Source organism: Kitasatospora sp. NPDC056184 (assembly GCF_042268405.1).
Lineage (GTDB): Bacteria > Actinomycetota > Actinomycetes > Streptomycetales > Streptomycetaceae > Kitasatospora.
In genome coordinates this window covers 123196-134138 of record NZ_JBHJUI010000022.1, presented here as the reverse complement: position 1 = coordinate 134138, position 10943 = coordinate 123196, and the positions used below count along the sequence as shown (strand labels likewise).

Below are 10943 nucleotides of genomic sequence, written 5' to 3'. Positions count from 1 at the left end.
CAACTCGCTGGTGTCTTCTGCGGCTTGACGCCCCGTCCGACGTTTCAAACTCTAGCCGATCCCCGCTCCGAAAAGCGAATCCGGCCGCAATCCCCAAAAATGCACACGCCAAATAAACCCCGTGCGGGAAGCGTTGGCATTTCCAGAGGATTGGCCGCTCCGGGACCGTCCGCGCCGATGCGTGTCCGGTGCTCCCTGCCGAGCGACTAGGGAACACTACGCCGGTTCTCGGCCGAAGGCAAACGCCGGGCAAACACCCGGACACGCCGCAGGCCGGCCCGCGAGTGAGCGGGCCGGCCTGCGGTGGTGGTGCGTGTCAGCTGTTGGTCGGGAAGCCGAGGTTGATGCCGCCGTGGGACGGGTCCAGCCAGCGCTGGGTGACGGCCTTGCCGCGGGTGAAGAACTGCACCCCGTCCTGGCCGTACGCGTGGGCGTCGCCGAACAGCGAGGCCTTCCAGCCGCCGAACGAGTAGTAGGCGACCGGAACCGGGATCGGCACGTTGATGCCGACCATGCCGACCTCGACCTCGTACTGGAAGCGCCGGGCCGCGCCGCCGTCGTTGGTGAAGATGGCGGTGCCGTTGCCGTACGGGTTGGCGTTGATGAGGGCGAGGCCCTCCTCGTAGGAGGCGACCCGCACCACGGAGAGGACGGGGCCGAAGATCTCGTCGGTGTAGACGGACATGCCGGGCTTCACGTGGTCGAACAGCGTGGGGCCGAGCCAGAAGCCGTCCGCGGTCGGGGTGCCGTTGCGGTCCTCGGCGGTGACCGGGTGCTTGCGGCCGTCGACGGCCAGCTCGGCGCCGTCGGCGAGGCCGGACTCCACGTAGGAGGCGACCTTGTCCCGGTGCTGGCCGGTGACCAGCGGGCCCATCTCGGACTCGCCGTTGCAGCCGGGGCCGACGGTGAGGGTGGCCATCCGCTGCTTGATCTTCTCGACCAGCTCGTCGCCGATCGGGTCGACGGCGACCAGGACGGAGACGGCCATGCAGCGCTCGCCGGCCGCACCGAAGCCGGCGTTGACGGCGGCGTCGGCGCTCAGGTCGAGGTCGGCGTCGGGCAGGACCAGCATGTGGTTCTTGGCGCCGCCGAGGGCCTGGACGCGCTTGCCGTAGCGGGTGCCGGTCTCGTAGACGTAGCGGGCGATCGGGGTGGAGCCGACGAAGCTGACCGACTTGATGTCGGGGTGCTCCAGCAGGCGGTCCACCGCGACCTTGTCGCCGTGCACGACGTTGAAGACGCCGTCGGGGAGACCGGCCTCCTTCCACAGCCCGGCGAGGAAGTTGGCGGCGGACGGGTCCTTCTCGGACGGCTTGACGACCACGGTGTTGCCGGCCGCGATGGCGATCGGGAAGAACCACATCGGCACCATGGCCGGGAAGTTGAACGGCGAGATGATCGCGACCGGACCGAGCGGCTGGCGGATCGAGTAGACGTCGACGCCGGTCGAGGCCTGCTCGGTGAAGCCGCCCTTGAGCAGCTGCGGGATGCCGCAGGCGTACTCGACGACCTCAAGGCCGCGGGCGATCTCGCCGAGCGCGTCCGAGTGCACCTTGCCGTGCTCGGCGACGATGATCGACGCCAGCTCGTCCTTGCGGGCGTTGAGCAGCTCGCGGAAGGAGAAGAGCACGGTGGCGCGCTTGGCGACCGAGGCGGTGCGCCACTCGGCGAAGGCGGAAGCGGCGGCGGCGACCGCCTGGTCGACCTCCACGACCTCCGCGAAGTCGACCTGGCCCGTGACCTGGCCGGTGGCCGGGTCGAAGATGTCACCGCGGCGGGGCGCGGCACCGGCGGTGGCGACCGGCCGGCCGCCGATCCAGTGGGTGATGTGCTTGCTCAAGGTCCGTCTGCCTCCGAAGTCGGGGCGGCCTGACGCCACCGCGCTCACGGTCCAGTCTGCTGGCCGGTCCGGGCGGTCTCAACGAACAGGCTGACGGGGATCGTGGATTCAGCCTTACAGGTCGTCGGCGGGTCCGTCCTCCCGGGTGAACGCACCGCGCGGGGACGGCTCAGACGTCGTCCTGATCCTCCAGCTGGTCCTCCAGATAGGGATCGTGCAGACCGTCCGCCGCCTCCTGGGTCTCCAGCAGGTCCAGCCGCAGGTCCTGGGCCCAGGCCAGTGCCCACCGCTTGAGCGCGTCGACGTCCCCGGCGGGCAGGCCTCGCGCCCGGAACCGGCCGTCGGCGGCCTCGGCCAGCGTCTCCAGCCGCTCGGCGAGCGCGGTGGGCTGGAAGTCCGCGTCCAGCCCGGTGGCCAGCGCGAGGAGTTCGCCCTCGCGGTAGCAGACGGTGAGCGCGTGCACGTCGATGAGGTCGCGGGGCAGCGCCCGGTCGACGAGCAGCGCGGTGGTGAGGGCGGCGGCGTCCTCCAGGGCCACGGCGGTCACCGCCGACGGGGTGCCGTCCGGGCCTTCGAGGTCGATCCGGACCGGTCGGTGGCCCAGCGGCTCCTTGCGCAGCTCGACGGTGTGCGTCCGTCCGCCCAGGACGAGCCGGACGGAGAGCTGCTCCAGCCGGGGTGTGCCGGGGCGCTCCGCGACGTCGCCGCCCGCCGCCCGGTAGGCGGCGGCCAGGTCGGCCGCGGCCTGCGGCAGGTCGGTGGCACCGTCGGCGACCAGGGTGAGCCCGTCCTGCTCGCAGGCCGGGACGCCGTGGGCGCGCAGGGCGTGCCCGCCGGCGAGCGCGAGCCCGTGCCGGTCGCACACGGGCCGGGCCAGTTCGGCGAGGCGCAGCTGGGCCCGGCCCGGGTGGAGGGGCGGGCCGACGGCGTCCGGGGCGGTGGTCACCCCTCCAGTCTGGCGCGCCGTCGGCGGCGGCGCGCCCGGCGGACCGGCCCGGGAGGAGCGGGCAGGGCAGGCAGGGCGGGCGGGCCGGGCGGGGTGCTCACCAGTCGCCGAGGGCGGCGGCCGCCTCGTGCAGGGCGAGCTCCAGCCGGACCGGGTCGTTGAGCCGTCCGGTGCCGTCGGGCGGGACGAGCCAGCGCACCCCCCGGCCGCGGCGGTCGGGGTGGGGGACGACGACCCAGGTGCCCTCGCCCGCGCAGCGCACGCCGGTGCCGATCCAGCGGCCGGCGGTGCCGGCGGGCACCAGGAAGCCGATGTGCTCGTCGCCGAAGTCGGCGAGGACCGGTCCGCAGGCGCCGGCGCCGAAGAGGTCCACGGCCGGGCGGCCGAGCCGGCCGGGGACGGAGAGGACGTCCCAGCGCCGCCCGGCCGGCAGCAGCACCAGGCCGAGGCCGCTGCGTTCCCACTGCTCCCGGAAGGCCGCCGGGTCGGGTGCGGCCTGGGCCAGCCAGTCCAGTCCGGTGATCTCCATGTGCTGTCCCCGCTCTGCGCGTCGGTGCGTTCGGTGACGGCGGGGCACGTCGAGACCCGCCGTCACCAACGAGAGGCGGACGGCGGGTCTCTCTTACACGGTTCGCCCGATCGCCACCCTCGTGGCGCCGGCGGGGGTCAGCGGGGGTCAGCTGTCGAAGCCGAGCCCCATCCGGTCGAGGGTGCGCAGCCAGAGGTTGCGCCGCCCGCCGGTGCGGTCGGCGTGCTCCAGCGAGCGGGTGGTGATCTCGATGCCGGCCCAGCGGACCGGCTCGGGCGGGAACGGCAGCGGCTTGCGGCGGACCATCTCCAGTTCGGTGCGCTCGGTGCGCTCCCCCGCGAGCAGGTCAAGCATGACCTCGGCGCCGAAGCGGGTGGCGCCGACACCGAGGCCGGTGTAGCCGACGGCGTAGGCGACCCGGCCCTGGTGGGCGGTGTCGAAGAAGGCGGAGAACCTGCTGCAGGTGTCGATCGCGCCGCCCCAGGCGTTGGTGAAGCGGATGCCCTCCAGCTGGGGGAAGCACTGGAAGAAGTTCCGTGCCAGGGTGCGGAAGGTCTCGGGCCGCTGGTCGTACTCGTGGCGGACGTGTCCGCCGAAGCGGTAGACGGCGTCGTAGCCGCCCCAGAGGATCCGGTTGTCCGCGGAGAGCCGGAAGTAGTGGAACTTGTTGGCGCTGTCGCTGAGTCCCTGGCGGCCGCTCCAGCCGATGGCCGCGAGCTGCTCGGCGCTGAGCGGCTCGGTCATCAGCGCGTAGTCGTACACCGGGACGACGTACGGGCGGACCCGCTTGAGCAGGGAGGGGAAGGCGTTGGTGCCGAGCGCGACCTTGCGGGCGAGGACCTGTCCGTAGGGGGTGCGCACGGCCATGCCGCCGCCGTGCTCGCGCAGGCCGTTCGCCGGGGTGTGCTCGTAGATCCGCACGCCCTGGCCGAGGCAGGCCTCCTTGAGGCCCCAGGCCAGCTTGGCGGGGTGGAGCATGGCCACGCCGTCCTTGTCCCAGATCCCGCCGAGGAAGGTCGGCGAGTCGACCTGGGCGCGCAGGTCGTCGCGGTCGAGCACGGTGACGTCGAGGCCGTAGCGGGCGACGGCGTCGGCGACCTCCTGGAGTTCGTCGAGCTGGTGCGGCTGGGTGGCGATGTCGATCTCGCCGGTGCGCTCCCACTCGGCGTCGATGCCGTAGCGCTCCAGGGTGGCCTCGATGCCGTCCAGGTTGGCGGCACCGAGGCGCTCCAGCTGTCCGAGTTCGGCGGGCCAGCGCTGCAGGCCGTTGCCGAAGCCGTGGGTCAGGCTGGCCGCGCAGAATCCGCCGTTGCGCCCCGACGCGGCCCACCCCGCCTCCTTGCCCTCGACCAGGACGACGTCCAGCGAGGGGTCGCGCTCCTTGGCGACGAGGGCGGTCCAGAGGCCGGAGTAGCCGCCGCCGACGACCAGCAGGTCGCAGGTGGTGTCGCCGACCAGGGCGGGCAGTGCCGCCGGCCGGCCCGGGTCCTCCAGCCAGAAGGGGGTGGGCCTGGCGTCACTGAGTGCGCGGGCGGAATCCATGCATTATCAGCCACTTTCTACACATTGGCGGTGGTGTTCGACCCCCTCCCGACGGTACGCCGGGCGGGCGGCCGGGTCGGTCAGGCGGTGGCCTTGCGGCGGTTCCCGAGCCACTGGCCGGCGACGGTGAGCACGACGGCGGCGATGAACATCGCGGTGCCGATGACGTTCACCTGGACCGGGATGCCGCGCTGCGAGGCGCCCCAGACGAACATCGGGAAGGTGACCGTGGTCGGGCCCGAGTTGAACTGGGTGATGATGAAGTCGTCGAAGGAGAGCGCGAAGCTGAGCAGCGCGCCGGCCGCGATGCCGGGGGCGGCGAGCGGCAGGGTGACCCGCAGGAAGGTCTGGGTGGGGGTCGCGTAGAGGTCCTGGGCGGCCTGTTCGAGCCTCGGGTCCATGCTCATCACGCGGGCCTTGACCGCCGTCACCACGAAGCTGAGGCAGAACATGATGTGCGCGATGAGGATGGTGGTGAAGCCGAACGGGATGCGCATGTTGAGGAAGAGGGTGCCCAGCGAGGCGGCCATCACGACCTCGGGCATCGCCATCGGCAGGAAGATCATCGCACTGGTGGCGGCCTTGCCGCGGAAGCGGTAGCGGGCCAGGGCGAAGGCGACCATGGTGCCGAGGACGGTGGCGCCGACGGTGGCGGCGACGGCGATCCGCAGGCTGAGCGAGAGCGACTGGCACATGTCGGCCACGCCGCAGGGGTCGGTCCAGGCGTCGGTGGAGAACTCGTTCCACTCGTAGTTGAACTTGCCGACCGGCTTGTTGAACGAGAAGGCGAGCACGACGAGGTTGGGGAGCACCAGGTAGGCGAGGGCCAGCAGGCCGGCCAGCACCACCAGGTTGCGGCGCACCCAGGCGATCACTCGGGACATCAGACCAGTTCCTCCGTCCCGGCCTTGCGCATGTAGACCGTCACGATGCCCAGGATCAGGGCCATCAGGATGAAGCTCAGCGCGGCCGCGGTGGGGTAGTCGAGCACGTTCAGGAACTGCTTCTGGATGCCGTTGCCGACCATCTGCTCGCTCGGCGAGCCCAGCAGCTGGGCGTTGATGTAGTCACCGGAGGCGGGGATGAAGGTGAGCAGGGTGCCGGCGACCACGCCGGGCAGCGAGATCGGGAAGGTCACCTTACGGAAGGTGGTGAACGGGCGGGCGTAGAGGTCGCCGGCGGCCTCGTGCAGGCGCGGGTCGATCCGCTCCAGCGAGGTGTACAGCGGCAGGATCATGAACGGCAGGAAGTTGTAGGTGAGGCCGCAGACCACGGCGAGCGGGGTGGCGAGCACCCGGTCCCCCTCGGTGAGGCCGAGGGCGGCCGTGACGTCCAGGACGTGCAGGGCGTCGAGCGCGCCGACCACCGGGCCGCCGTCCGAGAGGATGGTCTTCCAGGCGAGGGTGCGGATCAGGAAGCTGGTGAAGAACGGCGCGATGACCAGGATCAGCAGGACGTTGCGCCAGCGCCGGTTCACCTTGAAGGCGATGGTGTAGGCGAGCGGGTAGCCGATGGCGAGGCAGAGCACGGTCGCGGTGGCGGCGTAGCCGAACGAGCGGACGAAGTGCCACTTGTACTCGACCAGGGCGTCCCAGTAGGTGGCGAGGTGCCAGGTGACGCGGAAGCCGTCCTCCAGCGAGCCGGTCTGCAGCGAGGTGGAGGCCTGGTAGACCATCGGCACCGCGAAGAAGACGACCAGCCAGGCGATGCCGGGCAGCAGCAGCCAGTACGGGGTGAGCCGGCGCCGGGCCCTGGGGGCGGCCGCGGGCAGGGGGACGACCTGCGGGGGCGAGGCCGGGGTGGTGGTGGTCATGCCGCGTCCTCCCCGGTGCCCGCGTCGATCGCCTGGGCGGCGTCCAGGGCGAAGGAGTGGGCCGGGTTCCAGTGCAGGACGACCGGGGCGCCGGGGACGATCCGGGCGTCGCGCTCCATGTTCTGCTCGAAGACGGTGACCTCCTGGCCGCCGTCGGTGCGGACCAGGTACTGGGTGGAGACGCCGATGAAGCTGGAGTCGACGACGGTGCCGGCGAGCCGGTTGCGGCCGTCGGCGATCTCGGCGGAGCCGTGCTCGATGGTGATCTTCTCCGGCCGCACGCCGAGGTGGACCCGGGTGGCACCGGTGGCGCAGCGGGCCCTGGGGACGGTGAGCCGGGTGCCGGCGGCGGTGAGCAGCAGGTCCTCGCCGGCGCCGCCGGCGACCTCGGCGGCGAGCAGGTTGGACTGGCCGAGGAAGTTGGCCACGAAGGTGGTGGCGGGGTTCTCGTAGAGCTCGGCGGGGGCGCCGAGCTGTTCGACCCGGCCGCCGTTCATCACCGCGATGGTGTCGGCCATGGTCATGGCCTCCTCCTGATCGTGGGTGACGTGCACGAAGGTGATGCCGACCTCGGTCTGGATCCGCTTGAGCTCCAGCTGCATCTGGCGGCGGAGCTTGAGGTCGAGGGCGCCGAGCGGCTCGTCGAGGAGCAGCACCTGGGGGTGGTTGATGAGCGCGCGGGCGACGGCGACGCGCTGCTGCTGGCCGCCGGAGAGCTGGTGCGGCTTGCGCCGGGCGTACTGGCCGAGCTCGACCAGTTCGAGCATCTCGTCGACCTGCTTCTTGACGTCCTTCCTGCCGCGGCGGCGCAGGCCGAAGGCGACGTTCTCGAAGATGTCGAGGTGCGGGAAGAGCGCGTAGCTCTGGAAGACCGTGTTGACCGGCCGCTTGTACGGGGGGAGCTTGGTGACGTCCTGGCCGCCGATCAGGACGGTGCCGGCGGTGGGTTCCTCCAGGCCGGCGATCATCCGCAGGGTGGTGGTCTTGCCGCAGCCGGAGGCGCCGAGCAGGGCGAAGAAGGAGCCCTGGGGGACGGTCAGGTCCAGCGGGTGGACGGCGGTGAAGGAGCCGTAGGTCTTGCCGATGCCGGTGAGGCGGACGTCGCCGCCGGTGGCCGCGGAGCTCTGCTGCTCTGTCATGGATTGGTGTCTCTCTGGGTTTCTCTGCCGTCGGTGGGGGGTCAGGCGCCGATGAGCTTGGAGAACTTCTCCTCGAAGTCGCTCTCCTCGGTCTCGGTGAGGGTCCGGAAGACGTGCGCCTTGGCCGCCATCTCGGGGGTGGGGACGACCAGCGGATTGGCCGCGCTGTCCGGGGCGATGGCGGCCAGTTCCTCCTTCACGCCGGTGACGGCGGAGACGAAGCCGATGCTTGCGGTCAGCTGCGCCGCGATCTTCGGCTGATAGTAGAAGTCGATCAGCTTCTCGGCGTTCGTCTTGTGCTGGGCCTTGGCCGGGACCAGCAGGTTGTCGGTGCTGCTCACGAAGCCCTTCTCGGGAATCGCGAACTCGATGTCGGGGTTGTCGGCGCGCAGCTGGATCAGGTCGCCGCCCCAGGCGACGCAGGCGGCGATGTCGCCGGAGGAGAGCTCCTGGCCGTAGTCGTTGCCGGTGAAGCGGCGGATCTGCTTGTTGTCGACGGCCTTCTGCAGCCGGGCGACGGCCGCCGCGTAGTCGTCGGCGGTGAACTTCGCCGGGTCCTTGCCCATGTCCAGCAGGGTGATGCCGATGCTGTCGCGCATCTCGGAGAGGAAGGTCACCCGGCCCTTGAGGTCGGGGTCCTCCAGCAGCTGGGCGACGCTGGTGACCTCCTTCCCCCTGGTGGCCTTCCTGTTGTAGGCGACGACCACCTGGATGCCGGCCCACGGGTAGCTGTAGAGCCGGCCCGGGTCCCAGTCCGGGGCGCGGAAGCGGGACTCGACGGTGGTGATCGCGGTGGTGACGTTGACCGGGTCGAGCTTCTGCGCCCAGCCGAGCCGGATCATCCGGGCGGCCATCCAGTCGGTCAGCACCACCAGGTCGCGGCCGGTGTCCTGGCCGGCCGCGAGCTGGGGCTTGACCTTGCCGAAGAACTCGACGTTGTCGTTGACGTCCTCGGTGTACTTGACCTTGATCCCGGTGGCGGCGGTGAAGGCCTCCAGGGTGCCGTGCTTCTCCTTGTCGTTCTCGTCGGTGTCGACGTAGAGCGGCCAGTTGGAGAAGTTCACCTCCCGCTCCCGGTCCGAGCGGTCCTCGGCGGCGTTCGCGGTGGAGTCACCGGTCCCGTTGGCGGTCCTGGCCGGCGGGATTCCGCAGGCGGCCAGCGAGCCCGCGCCGGCGGTGAGGGCGGCCGCGCGCAGCACGGTGCGCCGGCTGAGGGCGGCCCGGCCACTGGTCAGACTGCGTTCCCAGGCCTTGCGGACCGGTTCCGACAGTCCGTCGGTGAGCTCGTTGAACGCCATGGGACGGGCCTCCTGGGGGGCGAGGGGGGTGTGGGGGACCACCCGGTCCGGTTATCTGTCTCCGAAGACGGTGCGGTGCCAGTCCTTGCGGGCGACCGCGGTGGTGTCGAACATGACGTGCTTGACCTGGGTGTACTCGTCCAGCGAGTACTGCGACATGTCCTTGCCGTAGCCGGAGGACTTGTAGCCGCCGTGCGGCATCTCGCTGATGATCGGGATGTGGTCGTTGACCCAGACGCAGCCCGCCGCGATCTCGCGGGTGGCGCGCAGCGCGCGGTGCACGTTGCCGGTCCAGGCCGAGGCGGCCAGGCCGTAGGGGGTGTCGTTGGCCAGCCGCAGGCCCTCGTCGTCGCCGTCGAAGGGCAGCACGGCCAGGACGGGGCCGAAGATCTCGCCCTGGACGACCTCGCTGTCCTGGGCGGCGCCGGTGATCAGGGTGGGGCGGTAGTAGGCGCCGCGGCCCAGGTCGGTGCCGTCGTGGCCCTTCCCGGGGGCGCCGCCGCCGGTGACCACGGTCGCGTAGCCGCGGGCCCGCTCGACGAAGCCGGCCACCCGGTCGCGGTGGGTGAAGGAGACCAGCGGGCCGAGGTCGGTCCGCGGGTCGAGCGGGTCGCCCAGCCGGACCGCGCCGTACAGCTCGGCCACGCCGGCCACGAAGGCGTCGTAGAGCGGACGCTGGACGTAGGCGCGGGTGGCGGCGGTGCAGTCCTGGCCGCCGTTGATCAGCGAGGCGGCGACCGCGCCGTGCACGGCGGCGTCCAGGTCGGCGTCGTCGAAGACCACGAACGGGGCCTTGCCGCCGAGCTCCAGGTGGGTGCGCTTGACGGTCGCGGTGGCGAGTTCGGCGACCCGCCGGCCGACCGCGGTGGAGCCGGTGAAGGAGACCATCGCGACGTCCGGGTGCGCGACCAGGTGCTCCCCCGCGTCCCGCCCCGCGCCGGTGACGACGTTGACCACGCCGTCCGGGATGCCGGCCAGGGTGCAGGCCCGGGCGAACATCAGCGAGGTCAGCGGGGTCAGCTCGGCCGGCTTGAGGACGATGGTGTTGCCCGCCGCGATCGCCGGGAGGATCTTCCAGGCGGCCATCTGCAGCGGGTAGTTCCACGGCGAGATCGAGCCGACCACGCCGATCGCCTCGCGCCGCACGTACGAGGTGTGGTCGCCCGAGTACTCGCCCGCCGCCTTGCCCTCCAGGTTGCGGGCGGCCCCGGCGAAGAAGGCGGTGTTGTCGATGGTGCCGGGGACGTCGAACTCGGTGGAGAGCTTGATCGGCTTGCCGGTCTGCGCGGTCTCGACCCGGGCGAGGTCGGCGGCCGCGTCGTCGAGGACGGCGGCCAGCCGGGTCAGCGCCTCGGAGCGGGCGCCGGGGGTGGCGCCGGCCCACTCGGGCAGGGCGGCCCGGGCGGCGGCCACGGCCTCGTCGACCTGCCCGGTGGAGGCCAGGGCGACCTCCTCGACGACGCTGCCGTCGGCCGGGTTGACGACCTGGAAGGGCGCACCGCTCCCCCGGCTCCACCGGCCCGCGATGTACTGCGCGCCGGCTCCGAAGTCGGTCAGGTCCATTGCTTCCTCCAAGTCCCGGTGGTTCAGGTGCCGCACGGACGGCCGCGCCGGCCCCGCCGTGCTGCACGCGTCGGCGGGCCGGGGCCGCACCGGCGCCGTCCGACCGATCGGGTCGTGCGCGGGGGCGCGGGGTGCGGGGTCCGGTGCGGGGCATCCAACCGGCTGATCACCGGTGATGTCCAGGTCTCGCCATTGCCGACCCGCTGACCATGCCCGCTGCCGCCGGGGCGTGACAAGGGTCACTGCGACAACCTCGGCGCGAACCGCCTTACA

9 protein-coding genes are annotated in these 10943 nt (G+C 71.9%); all 9 read right to left on the bottom strand.

Translation table 11 applies throughout. The annotated features are described in order from the left end of the window. Positions 1–316: 316 nt before the first annotated feature. A complete protein-coding gene (locus tag ACFC0B_RS32360; protein ID WP_376093955.1) occupies positions 317–1840 on the bottom strand; it encodes a CoA-acylating methylmalonate-semialdehyde dehydrogenase in 1524 nt (507 codons plus the stop codon). A gap of 169 nt (positions 1841–2009) precedes the next feature. Then, a complete protein-coding gene (locus tag ACFC0B_RS32355) occupies positions 2010–2786 on the bottom strand; it encodes a hypothetical protein (protein ID WP_376093952.1) in 777 nt (258 codons plus the stop codon). A gap of 97 nt (positions 2787–2883) precedes the next feature. After that, positions 2884–3315 (bottom strand): hypothetical protein, encoded by a 432-nt coding sequence (locus tag ACFC0B_RS32350; protein WP_376093949.1) that lies wholly within the window; start codon positions 3313–3315, stop codon positions 2884–2886. Between the two features lie 147 nt (positions 3316–3462). Further along, positions 3463–4857 carry an NAD(P)/FAD-dependent oxidoreductase gene (locus tag ACFC0B_RS32345; protein WP_376093946.1) on the bottom strand — a complete coding sequence of 465 codons (1395 nt, stop codon included), beginning with the start codon at positions 4855–4857 and terminating at the stop codon, positions 3463–3465. Positions 4858–4937: 80 nt separating this feature from the next. Further along, the gene (locus ACFC0B_RS32340; RefSeq protein WP_376093943.1) at positions 4938–5741 is read right to left on the bottom strand and encodes an ABC transporter permease; all 804 of its coding nucleotides are present in this window, start codon (positions 5739–5741) and stop codon (positions 4938–4940) included. Then, complete coding sequence (locus ACFC0B_RS32335) at positions 5741–6670, bottom strand: ABC transporter permease (protein WP_376093940.1); 930 nt, start codon at positions 6668–6670, stop codon at positions 5741–5743. Before ACFC0B_RS32335 ends, ACFC0B_RS32340 begins: the two co-directional genes overlap by 1 nt. Then, positions 6667–7809, bottom strand: coding sequence for an ABC transporter ATP-binding protein (locus ACFC0B_RS32330; RefSeq protein WP_376093937.1), 1143 nt, complete (start codon positions 7807–7809; stop codon positions 6667–6669). The genes ACFC0B_RS32335 and ACFC0B_RS32330 overlap by 4 nt, the downstream gene beginning before the upstream one ends. Positions 7810–7850: 41 nt before the next feature. Continuing rightward, positions 7851–9107: a PotD/PotF family extracellular solute-binding protein gene (locus tag ACFC0B_RS32325; protein WP_376093934.1), complete on the bottom strand. Its 1257-nt coding sequence runs from the start codon at positions 9105–9107 to the stop codon at positions 7851–7853. A gap of 51 nt (positions 9108–9158) precedes the next feature. Continuing rightward, the gene (locus tag ACFC0B_RS32320; protein WP_376093931.1) at positions 9159–10670 is read right to left on the bottom strand and encodes a gamma-aminobutyraldehyde dehydrogenase; all 1512 of its coding nucleotides are present in this window, start codon (positions 10668–10670) and stop codon (positions 9159–9161) included. Between the last annotated feature and the right edge of the window lie 273 nt (positions 10671–10943).